Genomic DNA, 17,446 nt, shown 5'->3' on the forward strand with positions numbered 1-17,446 from the left:
GGTTACGCCTCCTGCCGGTTAATCTCAGGTTCTGGCTCAGTCAGCCAGGCTGGAGCAGCGTTGCCTGTCGGGGTATCTGGAAGGTCAAAGGTCGAACGAAGGCTGCGGGCAGCATATTCCAGCTCACAAATAAGCCCTGCCATAAAATCTTTGGGCGTATCAATCTGATTTTCTGCGCAATATGCGCACAGAGTTTCAAAGGCGCTGAACAGGCGAACGGTTATGGCTGATTCCGCTTCGGTGGATAATGCTGTTACTTCAGCCCGCAGTTTCTTTACCTCTTCATCAGGTCTGGGCGGCTGAATACGGGACTTTTTCTCCAGTTTTGTGGAGAGTGTGTCAATCTTCTCATTCTTGTCAGCGAGAACACGCTGCTGTGCTGAGTTGGTTTCGCGGGCTTCACGCAATGCAGCTTTCAGTTCACGGCTGGTCATGCGATCGATATCGTCAAGTGTCATACCGGCAACAGTGCCACCATCAGCCAATTCGACCAGATCGTCATCATCTTCGGTCATCAACTCGAAGAGTTTTGTTTTTCCCAAAAGCGCAAGCGCTTGCGCTTTTGATTCAAGTTTTGGGGAAAGATATTTGAGTGATGCCTGCATCATTACCTGTGCAGTCCGCTTTGGTAGAGATAACTGCGATTCAACTATTTCAATGAACTCACCATGTGGTTCATTCTCTTTAAGAATAACAAGCCTCTTGCCCGCTTCCAGCATGGCTTCCGCACTCTGCGCCATGTAAAAACGTGTCTCATGTACGATACGATCTCGTTCATACGGCAGGCCATCACCAAACTGCTGCATGATTTCAAGACGATGTTCAGTCATTGCATTGAGACTGATATTAAGGTCGCCGCCTAGTGGCGCATCTTCAACTAATTCAACTGATTGTGATTTTGTACGTCCCATTATTTCTCCTTAGCGGCTGCCAGCCATGACGCGCTGGTTAATTTCATTGATGCGATCTTGTGCCCTAGCCATCTCGCTGCTGTGCGCCATGGCGATTTGCAAAAGTTGGACGCCAGGTGCAAAGCGGCCGTTGTCCAGTTTAAGAGCAAGACCTTCTTCAATAAGGGTATTCAACGCCCGGTTGATATTGGCCGGTGATTCTCCGAGGGCTGAGGCCAACTCACCGTTTGAAACACCGTTCAGGGCATGACCGCGAAGCGCTTTAAGAACTCGCAATATGCGAGAGCCAGAGCTGGAAATATTTGTTTTGCTCATGACGCCTCCTGAAGGATGCCCGGTGTAACTTCTTTGCCGATCACGACAGACAGATCGCGCAGAATGCGATACGTCAAACGTCCACGAGGAAGCTCATTTTTGCCAGCCCAGCGGCTAACCGCTTGGGTGACAGTTCGTGGCTCATAGCCTGCGTTAAGCGCGAACTGGCGCAGGCTGCTGCCCCGTTCAACCAGTCGTGCTCGAACCTGTTGTTTGTTCATATGCACCGTGTTCCTATTGGGTTATGATGTACTCAATATGAATAAGTGTACTTATTCAAAATGAATAACTCAAGTGGGATTTATTTGAAATGAATAAAAAGGCCGTTGATGCAGTGCTTCTGCGACTCATGTCACTGTTTAATGTCGATAACGACAGTGAGCTGGCTCGGGCGCTGAACGTTAACAGACAGACTTTAGCTAGCTGGAGAAAGCGAGACTCTGTGCCTTATTCAATTTGCATAAACATTGCTGAGGAAAGGGGTATCTCCCTTGACTGGTTACTCACCGGCAAGGGGGAGGATGAGAGTGAGGTGCCAAAGGCTGAACCAGCAATGCAAAGCTTCAGTCAAGCGGACCTTAAAATGCTTGAGCTATTAAATCAGCTCGACCCTGAGGTTCGACGAGATCTCATGCGAGGCGCTGAAGAAAAACAGCGTGTAATTGAGATGGAAAAGCAGCTTCAGGAGTTGTCCTCAAAGCTTAAAAATTTAAAAAATGTGGGTTAATTTGTTCCTATTAAGAACATTGAAGAGTTAATAATATGACTATACGAAATTTTCTATTACCAACGATTTTTCTTCTGGCTGGATGTGGAGATAATGCTGACCCTACTGACGTACAAAGCTCAGCAGCAGATCACGCAGTCTTTAGTGTTGAGACCGATAATCCGATTGTAAAGCGCGAGCTGCCTTTTATTCGCCAACAGTGCCCTGGTTTGGACAAATACGCTGTTAATTTCGATAAGTTTGAGGTGTCTGATGACAGCATGCGGCCAGTAACAACAGTGCAATTCCATATCAAAGACGATAATAATATCCCGAATGATTACGCTGCTTCTGGGAATAACTGCTTCTTATTTATATCGAACAATGCCCATGAAGTGAAAATATCTAAATCAGCCTGCCAGTCCGTTTGTCTCGACAAAATGGATGTACCTGGTGGGGATATGGTCATAAAACTCGATAAAGAAAAATCCCGTTAGTCGCACTCACTTCGGGAGGAAGGAGGTGATGTAGAAACTTCACCTCCTTTGCTCGCCTAACCGTCAAAAATTACAAATCACTAACTCTTTCCGTCGTGAGGCTTTCCCGGTGACTTTAAGGTTGTAGCTGATATCCACCGTCTGGATATTCAGACCGCTGAAAGCCTGCCGCATTTCCGGGATATCGTTCACCGAAATAATCATCTTTCCTTTGATACTACGCGCCAGTTCCGCCATGAGGTCATAGTTTTCAAGCCCAAACTCCACGCCGTAGCCTTCCGTTCCCCAATATGGTGGGTCGCAGTAAAACAGCGTATGGGGGCGGTCATAGCGCTTTATGCATTGTTGCCAGTCCAGATGTTCTATCAATGTTCTCGACAGGCGCAGGTGCGCCATCGACAACTCTTCCTCGATGCGCAGTAGGTTAAAGCGCGGCGCACTGGTGGTGGAGGTACCAAAGGTGTGATCTGCAACCTTGCCGCCAAAGGCCTGCTTCTGGAGGTAGTAGAACCGGGCTGCACGCTGAATATCAGTCAGCGTTTCTTCTGGCGTATCCTGCAACCATTTGTAGATTTGGCGACTCACCAGCGCCCATTTAAACTGCCGGACAAACTCTTCCAGATGGTGTTTGACTACCCGGTATAAGTTCACCAGTTCGCCATTGATATCGTTGATAACTTCAGTCTTGCTGGGGGTCTTCAGGAAATATAGCGCCGCTGCACCGCTGAATGGCTCTACATAACAGGTGTGAGCTGGGAAAAGCGGCAAAATATGTTTGGCCAGACGGCGTTTACCGCCGATCCATGGAACGATGGGCAAAGATTGTTCTTTCATTATCCGTAAGCCTTTTACAGTCGGTGAAAATATGGCAGGCTAGTCTGGTCTCGCGAGACTGACTGAACCCTGGTTGGCTCACAGCGCATATCTGTGGGTTGATGGCCAGTCCGGTGTTGACGCACCGGGCTGGTCGTTCTTTCACTGTCAGGATGAGGTTGGGGATGTTCGGCGGCTATTAACGCGGTTTACTGGATATCGGTATACAGCCTCGTCATTTAACTGGTTTGATAAGGATGTCCCCCTGTTGGAAAAGTATTACACGCTTGATTCCGCTAATAGCCTGCGTTCACTCCATGAGATACCGCTGCGTCACTACGCCCCAAAACAGCCAGAGCTGGCTGATTTCCTGAATCAAATGTATCCAGAAGGGTTGTCAAAGCACGGCCATAACTACCTCTACAACCCTGCGCTTTTCGATGAAGATCATCAAAGGGACAGCGCCTTACTGATTGGTCTCATCCTTGAACTTGTAAGGCGTAGCGACTTTCCTGATAAACCGTCCCGATATCAGTCGCTGTTTGCCTGTCAGGAAATCAGTGAGGTTAAACAATTCAGAGAATTGCTGGCCAACGAGCGTGGTGATGATGGAATACGGACAGCGCCGATATATGAAATAAGGAACGAGAATCCTGTTCACCGTGGTGATATGAGGCTGCTTAACAGTGATGGCCCGGTTCTTGATATATATCGTCGGGCGCATCTGTACTGGTCAGGTGAAAGTCTTGCACATGCAAATGGTGAGGAACCATTCTGGGAGATACTGATCCCACTTCCGGCATCAACAGGCAGGCGGGTAATGGAATGAGCAATATGACGGCCAGATAGTTAGCAAGCCAATCTGCTTTTTGGATTGGCGCTGATGGTCAGTCTTATCTGTCCAATGAGTATTCCTTTCAGCTTATTTTCAGGGAGCATTCGTGGCGTTTTCTCCACCTGCTCAAGCGCGGCCTGCATCTCTCTTATTGCCTCTGCCAGATTGTCAGCATTAACGCGGAGGGTGTAAATTTTTGCCGCAGTTTCGTACTCATCGCAGGTGACCCCCATCAGACAGAGTGAGCTGGATTTAGCTGTTGCCGAAGTCATACGTTTCCCCTTCAGAGAAATATCCGTGGTTGTTGGCTAGTCAGGTACTGGTGCACCAGGCTTGTCGTTCTTTCAAAGTAATCATGCGTTTTGCCCCATCGCTTCACTATTAACGCTGTTTAAAATCCCTTTCCCCTGGCATTTGTGATGCTGTCTCCCACACAACAAGGAGACGCACCATGAAAAACCTGAAGAAAATCATTCCCACTGTTAAAAAGCCCCGGCTCAGCGGCTGGCTGCTGACCGCTGTGCTGCTGCTCGGTACCATCGGTCTGGTATCGCCGCAGCAGCTGCCGGTGGTGGTTTACAAGCTGTCGCTCATCACGCTCGCTGCGGTACTCGGCTACTGGCTCGACCGTTCGCTGTTCCCCAAAGCCCGCCCCGGCCAATACCTGAAGCATGATGAAACGCTGATGGCGTCTGGCCGTTACCCGGTACAGACCGGCCTCCACCTGGTCTTTTCTGCCGCATTGATCCGCCGTGCGCTGATTGTTGCAGCGGTCTGTCTGGCCGTGGCCACGGGGCTGTAACCATGAACTGGCCTCAAATCACACTCATCATCCTGCTGGCCTTTGGTCTGGGCGTGACCGCCATCAAGCATGGCGAACCACGCAACGACAGGCATAGCTTCTGGTGGCAGCTTGCTGGCAACCTTGTGATCGCCTGGCTGCTCTGGTGCGGTGGTTTCTTCAGCCAGGCCAGAGCGGCACAGCCTCCGCAGGCGGCCCTGCAGTACCGCGCCGATGTGATCCGTAATGCCCGGCTTGAATGGGGAATGTCAGCGCCGGTGGCAGACTTTGCCGCGCAGCTGCATCAGGAGAGCGGCTGGCGACCCGATGCCGTATCGCCGGTGGGTGCTCAGGGGATGGCACAATTTATGCCCGCCACCGCCGACTGGATTAGTCAGCTGGTACCGGGCCTGAACAGTCGCGAGCCGTTTAATCCGGCATGGGCCATCCGGGCGCTGGTCAGCTATGACCGCTGGCTGTGGCAGCGCGTCAGCGCCGCCAATAGCTGCGAGCGGATGGCCATGACGCTGTCGGGCTACAACGGTGGACTGGGCTGGGTACAGCGCGATAAGCGTCTGGCCGCGCAGAACGGGCTGGACGGTACCCGCTGGTTTGAGCATGTCGCCACGGTGAATGCCGGGCGCAGCGCCGCCAACTGGCGGGAGAACCGTCACTATCCGCAGCGCATCCTGCACGAACTGGCCCCGCGCTATCTCACCTGGGGAGGCGGCAGCTGTGTGGACTAGCCTGATAAAAAAACTGCCGTGGCGCGGCATGCTGTTCACGCTTGCCTTAGTGGGAGTGCTGTATGGCCTGTACCACTGGGGATATCGCGGTGGACACAATGACGCAAAACGCGACGGAGATGTGGCACTCAGCACGCTGCAGTCAGCATTCGATACATACAAAACAGAACAGGCAACGCTTGAGAACGCTGCGCTGCGGGCCTGGGCTAAGCGCTATCAGGAGCAGGTAGCCGCAGGCCATCAGGCAGAGGCCGATTACCTTGAGCAGGTATCGCTGCTTGAAAACCAGAACCAACAACTTAAAGAGAAAATTGATGATGTCACACAGCGCTGGATTGATGAAAAAGGCAAGAGCCATCCCATTGAGTGCGTGTTTACTCGCGGTTTCGTGCGCCAGTACAACGCAGCGCTCGGATATGACGACGCATCCGTCGACAGCGGTCATGCAGGCAGCGTTACCACCGCTATCCCCGGTGCTGGCACAGCGCCCCGGCCTCCTGAAGCCCCTGACGCCGGGCTACGCAACTCAGGCGTCTCCCAGCGTGACATCCTCGCCAACATCATCGACAACGCCAGACAGTGCCGCGTCTGGCGAGGCCAGATAAACGGTCTGCTTGACGAACGAGAGGGATTAGAAAAATGACGTTGCAGGTTGAATTCTGGACGGTGGTGGGCTTCCTCATCACCTTCATGAGCTTTGTCGGCGGTATGGCCAAGTGGCTTTTCAGTAAAGCGGAGGAACGTCAGGCGGCTCGATTTGCCTCGCTTGAGCAGTCGCTGCAGCAGTCCTCCTCCAACTGGGGCGAGCTGGAAAAAGAGTTTATGCGATTCCGTGCGGAACTGCCCCTGAACTATGTCCGCCGCGAGGATTATATCCGGGGGCAGACGGTCATCGAAGCCAAGCTGGACGCGCTTTATAACAAGCTGGAAGTGGTACAACAGTACCGTATTACCGGAGGTAAAAATGGTTGATATCACCCGCGTGCGCCGGGAATCCCTGCGCTGGAGTCTGCTGGTCGCTCTGAACAAAACCCGCCCGTATACCGCCAGCGAAACGCTGCTGCTGGATGTGTCCCGCGCCATCTACCCGGACACTACGCATCTTGAGCTGCGTCGGGAACTGGACTACCTGGCTGACCGCAAGATGGTTGATCTGGAGAAGAAGCCTTCCGGTGACTGGTTTGCCGACCTGACCCGCCTCGGCGTTGACCTGGTGGAATATACCGTTGAATGCGGCCCCGGCATTGCCCGCCCGGTAAAGTACTGGAGTGAATGATGGCCAGACGCAGCACGATAGATAAGCTGCCGGAAAACGTGCGGCGCTGGCTTGAGCGGGCGCTGAATGAATCCGGCTTCAGCGGCTACTCCGAACTGGAGTCCCTGCTGCGTGAGCAGGGTTACGTCATCAGCAAATCGGCTATCCATCGCTATGGCCAGAAGATTGAGCGCCGCTATGGTGCCATTCGTGCGGCCACCGAAGCGGCCCGTATGCTGACCGAAGGTGCGGCTGACGATCAGGATGCGCGTTCGGAGGCCGTCATCGCCCTGATCCAGACCGAGCTGTTCGAGAGTATCGTCCAGTTGCAGGAAGCGGAAGAAGGCGAAGTCGACCCCAAAGAGCGCGTGGCGCTGCTGTCCAAGGTTGCCAAAAACGTGGCCACGCTGTCCCGCGCCTCCGTCAACCTGAAGAAGTTTCAGAGCGAAGTCCGTGACCGTGCCCGGCTGGCGGCGGGTAACGCCGAGAAGATTGCCCGCAAGGGTGGCCTGTCAGCTGATGCCGTACAGGCGCTGCGACGTGAAATTCTGGGGATTGCCACATGAGTCAGCTTGCTCCCGTTTTGCCTGATACCTCGGCGCTGGATGTGCCAGCTGCTCTGATGCCTTACCAGCAGCGCTGGGTGGCTGATACGTCTCCGCTCAAGGTGATTGAGAAGAGCCGCCGTACCGGTATCACCTGGGCGGAGGCGTCCGACAACGTGCTGACCGCTGCCTCTTCAGCACCTGCGGGTGGCATGAACGTCTATTACATTGCCTATAACCAGGACATGACCGTCGAGTATATCCAGGCCTGCGCCATGTGGGCGCGGGCATTCAACTACGCCGCCAGCGAGATTGAAGAAGGTTTCTGGGAAGAAGACGAAGACGACAAGCATATCAAGACCTACACCATCAAGTTTCCCGACTCCGGCTTCCGCGTTGTCGCGCTCTCCAGTCGCCCGTCTAACCTGCGTGGCCGTCAGGGCATCATCGTGATTGATGAGGCCGCGTTTCATGAGCAACTGGACGAACTGCTGAAGGCGGCGCTGGCGATGCTTATCTGGGGTGGCAAGGTGCGCGTTATCTCCACCCATGACGGTGACGACAACCCGTTCAATACGCTTATTGGCGATATCCGCGCCGGACGTCAGGGGGGCAGCGTGCAGCGAATTGCCTTCAAAGAAGCCGTTGCACAGGGTTTGTTTCACCGTGTCTGCCTGCGAACCGGGAAGGAATGGACCCAGGACGCTGAACAGGCGTGGATGGCGTCGGTGTACAAGTTCTACGGCACCGGCGCATCCGAAGAGCTTGACTGTATCCCGGCCAACGGCGGCGGTGCCTGGCTGTCCCGCGCCCTGATTGAGTCCCGTATGTCACCCGATACGCCGGTGCTGCGCCTGACCTGCCCGGAGGGCTACGAGCTGAAGCCCGACGCTGAGCGCTTCAGTGATACACAGGACTGGCTTGATACACATCTGAAGCCGCTGCTGGAGGCGCTTCCCGCCGATGCCCGCTCGTTTTTAGGGCGTGACTTTGGCCGCAGCGGTGACCTGTCGGTGGACTATCCCCTGCTGCAGGAGAAGAACCTGGTACGCCGCGTACCGTTCGTGATGGAGCTGCGTAATGTGCCGTTCAAACAGCAGGAACAAATCACCTGGTACCTGATGGACGGCCTGCCAAACCTGATGGGCGCGGCACTTGATGCCCGTGGTAACGGCTCCTATCTGGCGGAGTATGCCATGCAGCGCTATGGCTCCAGCCGGGTGAAGCAGGTCATGCCTACCGAGAGCTGGTACCGGGAACATATGCCGCCGGTCAAGGCGGCGCTGGAGGATGGCAACCTGATTGATTTGCCGAAGGATGAAGACACGCTGGATGACCTGCGAGCCGTTCAGGTGGTTAACGGCGTTCCCCGCGTTCCTGAACAGCGGTCAAAAGCGAAGTCGGACAGTGGCAAACGCCACGGGGACTCGGCTATCTCGCTGGCGCTGGCGTACTTTGCCAGCCGTGAAATTAACAAAGGGCCGGTGAAGGCAAGCTCACGCCGTCGTCGCCAGTCGGCCCGCATGCTGGAGGGTTACTGATGCCGCGTGGACTCTGGGTTTCACCCAATGAATTTGTCAGCTTTGCCGAGCCGAACAAGACGCTTACGGAGCAGATTGCGTCCCGCAGCCGCTCAATCGACTTCTTCGGTCTGGGGATGTACCTGCCCAATCCCGATCCTATTCTCAAATCACAGGGCCGGGATATTCGCATCTATCGTGAGCTGCGTACCGACCCGCTGGTTGGTGGCTGTATCCGCAGACGTAAAGCGGCGGTCAAGTCGCTTGAGCGTGGGCTTGAGCGTGGTCATGCCCCGGAGCGGGTTTTCAGCTTTATTAACGACATGCTCGACGATCTCGATATCTCCCGCATCATCGGCGAGATGACTGATGCCGTGCTCTACGGATATCAGCCCTGCGAAATCATGTGGGGCCGTTCGGTTAAGTCCTGGGCGGTCACCGACATCGTGGGTAAACCGCCCGAGTGGTTCCAGTTCGACAACGACAACCTGCTGCGCTTCCGGGCCAAAGACGCCGGGCTGGAGGGCGAACCCGTCCCGCTGAATAAGTTCGTGGTACCGCGTCAGGATGCGACCTACGACAACCCGTATGGCTTCCCTGATTTGTCGATGTGCTTCTGGCCTGTGACGTTTAAGAAAGGCGGGATGAAGTTCTGGGTGCGCTTTGCCGAGAAATTTGGCTCGCCGTGGGTTATCGGTAAGCATCCACGCGGTACGGCTCAGGGCGAGATTGACCTGCTGCTGGACTCGATGGAGGCGATGGTCGAAGACGCCGTGGCGGCTATTCCCGATGATTCTTCTATCGAAATCAAAGAGGCCGCAGGCAAAGCCGACAGCAGCGATATTTACCAGAATCTGATTACGCTCGCCCGCAGCGAAATCTCTATTGCCCTGTTGGGGCAGAACCAGACCACTGAGGCGAACAGTAACCGCGCCTCTGCACAGGCCGGGCTGGAAGTCACCAGTGATATCCGCGATGCCGACGCCGAGATTGTGGTGAGTGCAGTAAATCAGGTTATCCGTCAGGCCGTCTCGCTGAACTTTGGCGATGTGGCCAGCCCCGTCTGGAAGATGTGGGAACAGGGAACGGTCGACGATACGCAGGCCACCCGCGATGAGAAACTCAGCCGCGCCGGTGTGGTCTTCACGCCGCAATACTTCAAGCGCGAGTACCAGCTGCTGGACGGTGATATTGATGAGACACCGCCTTCAGAGCGCCAGAAGAACAACACGCTGCCGCTGTCGTTCGCCGAGGCGATTGATGCCGATATTCAGGCTCAGCAGGAGCTGGATGATGCGCTGGATATTCTGATGAACGGCGGCTCGTTAAACGGCGTGCTTGAGCCGGTGCTGACCCCGCTGTTTAAGCAGGTTGAGGGCGGTGTTAACCCCTCGGAGCTGCTGGGTGCGCTGGCCGAACTGTACCCGCAGATGAACGCGGATGACCTGCAGGAGCGGCTGGCTCGTATCCTGTTTGTTTCAACACTCTGGGGGCGTCTGCATGAGCGTGACAACGGCTGAGCTGGCGTACTGCATGACGCTTCCCCCGAAGCGGGCTATCAGTTACCTGAAATCCAAAGGGTATAAATTCACCTGGGACTGGGAGGAGATGTGGCAGGATGCGCATGCCCGCGCTTTTACCGTCGCCAAAGTGACCCGCCTCGACATCCTTGAAGATATCCGAAGCGCGCTGCAGAAGGCGCTGGATGAGGGGAAAACAGACCGCTGGTTCCGACAGGAGCTGGAGCCGGAGCTGCAGCGTAAGGGATGGTGGGGGCCGCGTGACACCACCGACCCGGTAACGGGTGAACCGGTCACTATCCAGCAGGGTAGCCCGTGGCGGCTCGACACCATTTTTCGCACCAATATGTCGGTGCTCTACAGCGCCGGGCGCTGGGCCGAACAGATGGAGAACGTCGACGACAGGCCGTACTGGATGTATACCGGCATCAACGACAGCCATAGCCGTAAGGCGCATCTGCTGCTTCACAATATGGTGCGGCGCTATGATGACCCGTTCTGGCAGGCGTTCTACCCGCCGAACGGCTGGCGCTGTCGCTGCGGGGTGATTGCCCTGAGCGCGGCAGATGTCCGCGCCCGAGGTCTGAAAGTAGCGGATTCCGGCACCGCTATGGGCTGGGAGCTGAAGCTGGTCTCAGAGAAAACCGGCGAGATGCAGAACGTCGCCACCTTCAACACCGGTACCACGAAGGTGGCCACCGACGTCGGGTGGTCTTATGCGCCGGGTGCGGCTTACCGTCCTGACCTTGCCCGTTACCAGGGCACGCTACAACCGCTGGCACAGCAGGAACTGAGAGGATAACGATGGCTTCCGATAATCTGGTCAATATCACCATTAACGATGAGTCCCTGCGCCAGAGTCTGCGGGCGCTGGATCTAGCCGCCACGGACCTGGAGCCTGCGATGCGCAAAATCGCCGGAACCCTGCTGGCGGAAACGCAGTTTAACTTTCTGGATGAGGGCCGTCCGGGCTGGACGCCGTCGCTCGCCGCACAGGATCGTGATGGTCAGACGCTTCAGCACACCGGGCGGCTGATGGGGTCAGTGACCACTGACCACGACGACAGGCAGGCAGCGGTTGGGACCAACGTTGTTTATGGCCCGATCCACCAGTTCGGTGGTAAAACGGGGCGCAATGAGTCCGTTGAGCTTCCGGCCCGTCCGTTCCTGCCACTGACGGGGGACGGTGAGCTGCAGTCTGATGCGGTTATTCCCATCCTCGATACGATTGTGCGTCATCTTGAATCTGCGGCCCGTCGCTGATGTTAACCCTCCGGGACGGGCGATTTACCGCGTTACCCGCCCCGGAGCCTTTATAAAGGTTTACAGCCCCCTCGTTTACGGCTTTAATCACTCCTGCTTCCCTCTCTCTGTCTTATCCCCCCTTATTTTTTCTAAAGCAGATTAAAAGCGCTCTTCGCGGCTTTTCCACAAACTGTCTCCGACAACATCACGCGGGGCAGCAAAATGTCAGCCATTCATATTTTCAAAGCCGGTACTCATACCGACATGCACGGTACGAAACTGCCGTTCACGCAAAGCGACCTTGCCGCCTGCGTAAAAGCCTACGATCCGTCCGTCCATGAAGCACCGCTCGTTATTGGTCACCCTAAAACGGAAGACCCGGCGTGGGGCTGGGTGAAATCCCTGTCACTTAGCGGCGCTGACCTGCTGGCTGAGCCTGAACAACTCGACCCGCAGTTTGCCGAGCTGGTAGGCAACGGGCGCTTCAAGAAAGTCTCAGCCTCGTTCTATCTCCCGGACTCACCAAACAACCCGAAACCCGGCACGCTTTACCTGCGCCACGTCGGTTTTCTGGGGGCACAGCCACCTTCTATTAAAGGGCTGAAGCAGGTGTCATTTGGCGAGTCAGAAGAAGGCGTTGTCGAGTTTGCCGACTGGGGCGATATCACCAATGCCTCTCTCTGGGGTCGACTGCGTGACTTTCTGATCGGCCAGTTCGGGCTGGATGAAACCGACAAGGTACTTCCGTCATGGCAGGTGGATTCCCTGCGTGAAGAAGCGTACCGCGATCCAGTGAAAGCCGTGCCGGACTTCAGCGAACCAAACCCTAACCCTCAACAAGAGAATGACGCGATGACCAAAGAAGAAATTGAAGCCCTTCAGGCGGAAAACACCCGCCTGAAGGCAGAAGCCACCCAGCGAGCCGCGCTGGATGCGAAGAGCAAGCAGGAGAAGCTGCACGCTGACAACGTTTCCTACGCTGAAAAGCTGGTAAGCGGCGGTCAACTGGCCCCGGCAGCGAAGCCCGTTGTTGTCGCCATTCTGGATGCGGTCTCTGCTGGTGATGAGCCGGTGGAATTTGCCGAAGGCGATACCCGCACACCGCTTGCCACTGCGTTCAAGACGTTGCTGGATGGCGCTGCACCGGTGCTGAACTTTAGCGAACACGCGACCAAAGACCGTGTGGATGCTGGTGTTTCAACGTCTTCTGCAGAGTTTGCTGAAGCCGATCCAGAGCGTCTGGCGCTGCATCAGAAAGCGCTCGACCTGTCGAAAAAAGAAGGCATCAGCTACGACGCTGCTGTCTCCCGCTGCCTGTAATTAAGGAGAGAACATGTCTGATTATTTAAAGGGTAAGCGCGTCGTTGACCCGGTGCTGACCAGCATCGCACGCGGCTATAAAAATGCGGCTTTCATCGGCGAGCGCATCTTCCCGATTGTCGAGACCGATAAAGAAGGTGTGACAGTACCTACCTTCGGCAAAACGGCATTCGTTGAGTTCGAAACCCAGCGTGCCGTAGGGGCTGACAGTAACGTTCTGGTGCGTGAGAAAACCGGGAGCCTTGACCTGGTACTTAATGAACACGATCTGGCCGCGCCGGTGGACTATCGCGAAAAAGCCGAGTCAATGTTCAACGAAGAATCCAAGGCCATTCGCCGCGTAACGAACGGCGTCAACCTGAAGCGCGAACTGTATGCCGCCCGCCTGGCTCAGGATCCGAAAGTTTATGTCCAGGGGAGCGTCAAAGCCCTGGCCGCAGCTGAGCGTTGGGTTGGCGGTAAAGGTGACCCGATTGGCATTATCGAAGCCGGTATCGAAGCCGTGCGTAACAAAACGGGCCTGCGCCCGAACCTGATGACCATGGGGGCCAGCGTGATGTCGCTGCTGAAGTTCCACCCGGCCATTCAGGCGGCGATTGGGGCTAATGAGCGCAAGCGCATCACCCTTGAAATTCTGAAAGACCTTTTCCAGCTGGACGACGTTGTGGTCGGCGAGCCGGTCTCCATGGCCTCCATGAAGGATGCCCAGGATAAGGACAAGACGCCGTCCGATATCTGGGCCGACAACCTGATGCTGCATTACGTCGGCAAGCCCCAGCCAGGAACCACCAGTGCCGATGAGAATGAACCGTCGTTCGGCTACACCCTGCGCCGTAAAGGCATGCCAGTTGCCGATAAGTACGACGGCGCAGGCGGCAAGGTGAATTACTGCCGCTATACCGATATCTACAAAGTCGCCGTGGTCGGTGGCGATGCCGGGTATCTCATCAGCAACATCGTGAAATAAGGGGACGATAATGAGCGCAACTCAACAGGTCATTCTGACCACCACCGTGATGGCAAGCGCGGCTCTCACGCAGCAGCGCTTTGTCGGGGCCAATAATGGCCCCTGTCAGGCCGGGGCCGTCGCGCTCGGTGTGGCAGAGGTAGACGCCGCTGCCGGTGATTTAACGCCGGTTAACGTTCTGGGTATTGTTGCCGTCGAAGCGGGTGCTGCGATTGCCAGAGGACTTAACGTCCAGTCGGATGCCAATGCCTGCGCCGTTCCCCAGACAGCAGCCACGGAAGATGCCCCTGCGGGGATTTCAGCCGGGATTGCGCTGGATGAGGCGCTGACCGAAGGCGACGTTATCCGCATCCTGCGCGGGGTGTGACATGTACTGCACCCTGGCGGATTTACAGGAGCAAGTGCCTGAGTCAACGCTGATTCAGCTCACTAACGAGGTCGTGGATTTTGACACTCCCGCCACGGTGAATGTGACGGTTGTGGACAGCTGTATTCGCTACGCCGGGGAGTTGATTGATGCGCACCTTCGTGGCCGCTATACCCTGCCGCTGGCAGAAGTGCCTACCGTTCTGCGGGATATTGCCATCACGCTGGTGCGTTACCGCCTGTATGTCCGTCGTCCTGAAGGTGATCTGCCTGACACCGTCAAGGACGACAACAAAGAGGCCCGGCGTCAGCTGGAGGCTATCCGCGACGGGAAACTGACGCTGGGGTTGCAGTCCACTCAGAAAGATGTGCCTGAGTCCGGTGAAATCCGGGCACGGGCACGTCGGCCCACCTTTGGCGGGCGCGACGGCTTACTGGAGAAATACTGATGAACGTTCTGCCCGTCCTCGATGCAGTGCTGGCCCGGCTACGCGAGAAGCTGCCACAGTTGCAGGTGGAATACTTCCCGGAAAAACCGTCTGAATATCGCCTCAATCATCCTGTCGGCGCACTGCTGGTGAGTTATGCCGGGTCGCGTTTCGACAAACCGGATGATATCGGCGCGGTGATCCAGCCTCAGACGGTTCAGCTCTGCGTCACGGTGGTCTTCCGCCAGCTCAACGGCAAAAGAGGTGCGATTGACGTTCTGGATGCAGTCCGTCGCATTCTCGGTGGCTACACCCCGCCGAACTGCCGCCGCCGTATCTGGCTCACCCGTGAGGTGTTTATCGGTGAGATCAAGGGGCTGTGGCAGTACGCCCTCGACTTTGCAACTGAAAGCGTCTTTATCGAAGACAGCGATTTACCGTCCGGCCCGCTGTTAACCGAAGTGAACTATGAGGAAAGCGAGTGATGAAAAAATACCGCTATTCCGGCCCGGCCAGCGGCGTCACGCTGTCGGACGGAACCGAAATCCTGCTCTGGCCGGGGAAGAACGTCTCCCTACCGGAGGAGCATGATTATGTGAAGGTACTGGTGGCGCTGAAGCACCTGACGCCGGTACCTGAAGAAACCAAACCCGCCAGCACACCCGCGCCTCAGTTACTAAAGCGCAGAAACGGTGGCGACAGTGATGTGAAAGCGGAGGACACCCATGTCAGCTAACTATCTGCACGGCGTCGAAACCATTGAGGTGGAAAACGGTGCCCGCCCGGTTAAGACGGTGAAATCTGCCGTTATTGGCCTGATTGGTACCGCCCCGATGGGTGACGTCAATACGCTGGTGCAGTGCCTGTCTGAGAAGGATGCGGCGGCATTTGGCAGCCAGCTTACCGGCTTTACCATCCCGCAGGCGCTGGATGCCATCTACGACCACGGCGCAGGCACCGTTCTGGTCATTAACGTGCTTGATCCGGCGGTACATAAAACTGCTGTGGCCGATGAAGATGTGACGTTCGATAAAGCAACGGGCAAAGCGCAACTGACCAATCCGGTGGTCGCGCAGCTGGTGCTGAAACCGGACAGCGATGGCCAGCCTTATGTCGAGGGTGAAGACTACTCGCTCAATGCGCAGACCGGCATGATCACCAGTCTCGGCAAAAGTATTGCGGCAGGCGCAACCGCGACGGCCAGCTATAACTATGCTGACCCGACCAAAGTCACCCCGGCTGATATCATCGGGGCTGTTAACGCGGCGGGCAACCGTACCGGCATGAAGTTGCTTAATGACAGCTTCAACCTGTTTGGCTACTTCGCCAAAATCCTGATTGCTCCTGTGTTCTGCACCCAGAACAGCGTCTCGGTGGAGCTTATTGCCATGGCTGAAAAGCTGGGGGCGGTGACCTACATCGACGCGCCAATTGGCACCACCTTTGCGCAGGCGCTGACGGGGCGTGGCCCGGAAGGCACCATCAACTTCAACACCAGCTCCGACCGTGTCCGCCTGTGTTATCCGCACGTCAAGGTCTATGACTCGGCCACCAACAGCGAACGGCTGGAGCCGCTGAGCCAGCGTGCTGCAGGTTTGCGTGCCAAAGTTGACCTGGATAAGGGTTACTGGTGGTCTTCATCCAACCAGGAAATCATGGGTATCACAGGCGTGGAGCGCCAGCTGTCGGCAATGATTGACGACCCGCAGAGCGAGGTGAACCTGCTTAACGAACAGGGCATCACCACGGTCTTCAGCAGCTACGGCAGCGGTCTGCGTCTGTGGGGCAACCGCACTGCCGCGTGGCCAACGGTGACCCATATGCGCAACTTTGAGAACGTTCGCCGCACCGGTGATGTTATCAACGAGTCCCTGCGCTATTTCAGCCAGCAGTACATCGATATGCCCATCACCCAGGCGCTGATTGATGCGCTGACGGAATCGGTCAACGCCTATGGTCGTAAGCTGATTGGCGACGGTGCACTGCTGGGCTTTAAATGCTGGTTTGATCCAGCCCGCAACGAAGAGACGGAGCTTGCCGCCGGTCACCTGTTGCTGAGCTACAAATACACGCCGCCACCGCCGCTGGAGCGACTGACGTTTGAGACCGAGATCACCTCGGAATACCTGTTAACGCTGAAGGGGAATAGCTGATGGCAAAGATTGAGATCAACCGCATCACCAATGCCAACATCTATCTGGATGGCGCTAACCTGCTGGGCCGGGCCGAGGAGGTCAAACTCCCTGACGTGTCCATGACTATGCAGGAGCACAAAGCGCTGGGGATGGTGGGCAAGGTGGAACTCCCGGCAGGCTTCGACAAAATGGAAGGCGAGATCAAGTGGAACAGCTTCTATCGCGATGCCATGTTGTCTGCTGCAAATCCGTATAAATCGCTGGCCCTGCAGTGTCGCTCCAGCGTCCAGCGCTACAGCTCTCAGGGGCTGATTGATGAAATCCCGCTGGTCACCTTCCTGACGATCATGTTCAAGAAGAACCCGCTGGGGACGTTCAAACAGCATGAGAACGCCGAATTCTCCAGCAGCTTCACCTGCACGTACATCAAGCAGGTGCTGGACGGTGAAGAACTGCTGGAGCTGGACTATCTGGCCAACATCTTCCGCGTCGGCGGTGTTGACCAACTGACTGACTACCGCATCAATATCGGGGGCTGACG

Annotated in this window: 26 protein-coding genes; 21 read left to right on the top strand and 5 right to left on the bottom strand. The window is 56.0% G+C overall.

All coding sequences use genetic code 11. From position 1 onward, the window contains the following. Positions 1-2 precede the first annotated feature (2 nt). The 3 genes from ACQ4OC_RS13475 to ACQ4OC_RS13485 are packed head-to-tail and all read right to left on the bottom strand — an operon-like array spanning position 3 to position 1,447. Complete coding sequence (locus ACQ4OC_RS13475; RefSeq protein WP_430971244.1) at positions 3-911, bottom strand: DUF3102 domain-containing protein; 909 nt, start codon at positions 909-911, stop codon at positions 3-5. Positions 912-920: 9 nt separating this feature from the next. Further along, on the bottom strand, positions 921-1,226 hold the full coding sequence (locus tag ACQ4OC_RS13480; protein WP_032636376.1) for a helix-turn-helix domain-containing protein: 306 nt from the start codon (positions 1,224-1,226) through the stop codon (positions 921-923). Continuing rightward, a complete protein-coding gene (locus ACQ4OC_RS13485) occupies positions 1,223-1,447 on the bottom strand; it encodes a phage-associated protein, BcepMu gp16 family (protein ID WP_032636378.1) in 225 nt (74 codons plus the stop codon). The genes ACQ4OC_RS13480 and ACQ4OC_RS13485 overlap by 4 nt, the downstream gene beginning before the upstream one ends. 89 nt (positions 1,448-1,536) lie before the next feature. Between ACQ4OC_RS13485 and ACQ4OC_RS13490 the strand changes: the two genes are divergently transcribed. Together ACQ4OC_RS13490 and ACQ4OC_RS13495 are read left to right on the top strand one after the other, a co-directional pair. Then, complete coding sequence (locus ACQ4OC_RS13490) at positions 1,537-1,953, top strand: helix-turn-helix transcriptional regulator (RefSeq protein WP_430971245.1); 417 nt, start codon at positions 1,537-1,539, stop codon at positions 1,951-1,953. Between the two features lie 35 nt (positions 1,954-1,988). Then, positions 1,989-2,429, top strand: a complete 441-nt coding sequence (locus ACQ4OC_RS13495) for a hypothetical protein (protein WP_430971246.1) — start codon at positions 1,989-1,991, stop codon at positions 2,427-2,429. A gap of 63 nt (positions 2,430-2,492) precedes the next feature. Here the strand turns inward: ACQ4OC_RS13495 and ACQ4OC_RS13500 are convergent, their stop codons facing one another. Then, entirely contained in the window at positions 2,493-3,263 is a 771-nt protein-coding gene (locus ACQ4OC_RS13500) for a DNA adenine methylase (RefSeq protein WP_430971247.1), read from the bottom strand. A 247-nt stretch (positions 3,264-3,510) separates the two neighbouring features. Between ACQ4OC_RS13500 and ACQ4OC_RS13505 the strand changes: the two genes are divergently transcribed. After that, the gene (locus tag ACQ4OC_RS13505; RefSeq protein ID WP_430971248.1) at positions 3,511-4,071 is read left to right on the top strand and encodes a DUF2441 domain-containing protein; all 561 of its coding nucleotides are present in this window, start codon (positions 3,511-3,513) and stop codon (positions 4,069-4,071) included. A gap of 20 nt (positions 4,072-4,091) precedes the next feature. Here ACQ4OC_RS13505 and ACQ4OC_RS13510 read toward each other — a convergent pair whose 3' ends face one another. Then, complete coding sequence (locus tag ACQ4OC_RS13510) at positions 4,092-4,349, bottom strand: hypothetical protein (protein WP_430971249.1); 258 nt, start codon at positions 4,347-4,349, stop codon at positions 4,092-4,094. Positions 4,350-4,528: 179 nt separating this feature from the next. Between ACQ4OC_RS13510 and ACQ4OC_RS13515 the strand changes: the two genes are divergently transcribed. The 18 genes from ACQ4OC_RS13515 to ACQ4OC_RS13600 all read left to right on the top strand — a co-directional run bounded on the left by ACQ4OC_RS13515 (position 4,529) and on the right by ACQ4OC_RS13600 (position 17,444). Then, positions 4,529-4,879, top strand: a complete 351-nt coding sequence (locus tag ACQ4OC_RS13515; RefSeq protein ID WP_032636382.1) for a putative holin — start codon at positions 4,529-4,531, stop codon at positions 4,877-4,879. A 2-nt stretch (positions 4,880-4,881) separates the two neighbouring features. Next, positions 4,882-5,604: a transglycosylase SLT domain-containing protein gene (locus tag ACQ4OC_RS13520; RefSeq protein WP_430971250.1), complete on the top strand. Its 723-nt coding sequence runs from the start codon at positions 4,882-4,884 to the stop codon at positions 5,602-5,604. Continuing rightward, complete coding sequence (locus ACQ4OC_RS13525) at positions 5,594-6,247, top strand: hypothetical protein (protein WP_430971251.1); 654 nt, start codon at positions 5,594-5,596, stop codon at positions 6,245-6,247. The genes ACQ4OC_RS13520 and ACQ4OC_RS13525 overlap by 11 nt, the downstream gene beginning before the upstream one ends. Further along, positions 6,244-6,576: a hypothetical protein gene (locus tag ACQ4OC_RS13530; protein ID WP_284931087.1), complete on the top strand. Its 333-nt coding sequence runs from the start codon at positions 6,244-6,246 to the stop codon at positions 6,574-6,576. Before ACQ4OC_RS13525 ends, ACQ4OC_RS13530 begins: the two co-directional genes overlap by 4 nt. Then, the gene (locus ACQ4OC_RS13535; RefSeq protein ID WP_430971252.1) at positions 6,569-6,880 is read left to right on the top strand and encodes a hypothetical protein; all 312 of its coding nucleotides are present in this window, start codon (positions 6,569-6,571) and stop codon (positions 6,878-6,880) included. Before ACQ4OC_RS13530 ends, ACQ4OC_RS13535 begins: the two co-directional genes overlap by 8 nt. Next, positions 6,880-7,425, top strand: coding sequence for a DUF3486 family protein (locus ACQ4OC_RS13540; protein WP_032636387.1), 546 nt, complete (start codon positions 6,880-6,882; stop codon positions 7,423-7,425). Before ACQ4OC_RS13535 ends, ACQ4OC_RS13540 begins: the two co-directional genes overlap by 1 nt. Further along, the gene (locus ACQ4OC_RS13545; RefSeq protein ID WP_430971253.1) at positions 7,422-8,945 is read left to right on the top strand and encodes a hypothetical protein; all 1,524 of its coding nucleotides are present in this window, start codon (positions 7,422-7,424) and stop codon (positions 8,943-8,945) included. Before ACQ4OC_RS13540 ends, ACQ4OC_RS13545 begins: the two co-directional genes overlap by 4 nt. After that, positions 8,945-10,444, top strand: a complete 1,500-nt coding sequence (locus ACQ4OC_RS13550) for a DUF935 domain-containing protein (RefSeq protein WP_430971254.1) — start codon at positions 8,945-8,947, stop codon at positions 10,442-10,444. Before ACQ4OC_RS13545 ends, ACQ4OC_RS13550 begins: the two co-directional genes overlap by 1 nt. Continuing rightward, the gene (locus ACQ4OC_RS13555; RefSeq protein ID WP_430971255.1) at positions 10,425-11,246 is read left to right on the top strand and encodes a phage minor head protein; all 822 of its coding nucleotides are present in this window, start codon (positions 10,425-10,427) and stop codon (positions 11,244-11,246) included. Before ACQ4OC_RS13550 ends, ACQ4OC_RS13555 begins: the two co-directional genes overlap by 20 nt. Before the next feature lie 2 nt (positions 11,247-11,248). Beyond that, positions 11,249-11,707 (top strand): phage virion morphogenesis protein, encoded by a 459-nt coding sequence (locus tag ACQ4OC_RS13560; RefSeq protein ID WP_430971256.1) that lies wholly within the window; start codon positions 11,249-11,251, stop codon positions 11,705-11,707. Positions 11,708-11,911: 204 nt separating this feature from the next. Continuing rightward, a complete protein-coding gene (locus tag ACQ4OC_RS13565; RefSeq protein ID WP_430971257.1) occupies positions 11,912-13,009 on the top strand; it encodes a peptidase in 1,098 nt (365 codons plus the stop codon). A 13-nt stretch (positions 13,010-13,022) separates the two neighbouring features. Then, positions 13,023-13,976, top strand: coding sequence for a hypothetical protein (locus ACQ4OC_RS13570; protein WP_087816486.1), 954 nt, complete (start codon positions 13,023-13,025; stop codon positions 13,974-13,976). Between the two features lie 10 nt (positions 13,977-13,986). Further along, positions 13,987-14,343: a DUF2190 family protein gene (locus ACQ4OC_RS13575; RefSeq protein ID WP_430971258.1), complete on the top strand. Its 357-nt coding sequence runs from the start codon at positions 13,987-13,989 to the stop codon at positions 14,341-14,343. A gap of 1 nt (position 14,344) precedes the next feature. Beyond that, positions 14,345-14,791 (top strand): gp436 family protein, encoded by a 447-nt coding sequence (locus ACQ4OC_RS13580; RefSeq protein WP_039271488.1) that lies wholly within the window; start codon positions 14,345-14,347, stop codon positions 14,789-14,791. Next, the gene (locus ACQ4OC_RS13585; protein WP_430971259.1) at positions 14,791-15,255 is read left to right on the top strand and encodes a Gp37 family protein; all 465 of its coding nucleotides are present in this window, start codon (positions 14,791-14,793) and stop codon (positions 15,253-15,255) included. The genes ACQ4OC_RS13580 and ACQ4OC_RS13585 overlap by 1 nt, the downstream gene beginning before the upstream one ends. Next, on the top strand, positions 15,255-15,506 hold the full coding sequence (locus tag ACQ4OC_RS13590) for a hypothetical protein (RefSeq protein WP_430971260.1): 252 nt from the start codon (positions 15,255-15,257) through the stop codon (positions 15,504-15,506). Before ACQ4OC_RS13585 ends, ACQ4OC_RS13590 begins: the two co-directional genes overlap by 1 nt. After that, entirely contained in the window at positions 15,496-16,923 is a 1,428-nt protein-coding gene (locus tag ACQ4OC_RS13595; protein WP_430971261.1) for a phage tail sheath subtilisin-like domain-containing protein, read from the top strand. Before ACQ4OC_RS13590 ends, ACQ4OC_RS13595 begins: the two co-directional genes overlap by 11 nt. Continuing rightward, a complete protein-coding gene (locus ACQ4OC_RS13600) occupies positions 16,920-17,444 on the top strand; it encodes a phage major tail tube protein (protein ID WP_164079462.1) in 525 nt (174 codons plus the stop codon). Before ACQ4OC_RS13595 ends, ACQ4OC_RS13600 begins: the two co-directional genes overlap by 4 nt. The last annotated feature ends 2 nt before the right edge of the window (positions 17,445-17,446 follow it).

The sequence above is a fragment of the Yersinia sp. J1 genome (genome assembly GCF_050586585.1).
Classification (GTDB): Bacteria; Pseudomonadota; Gammaproteobacteria; order Enterobacterales; family Enterobacteriaceae; genus Yersinia; species Yersinia entomophaga.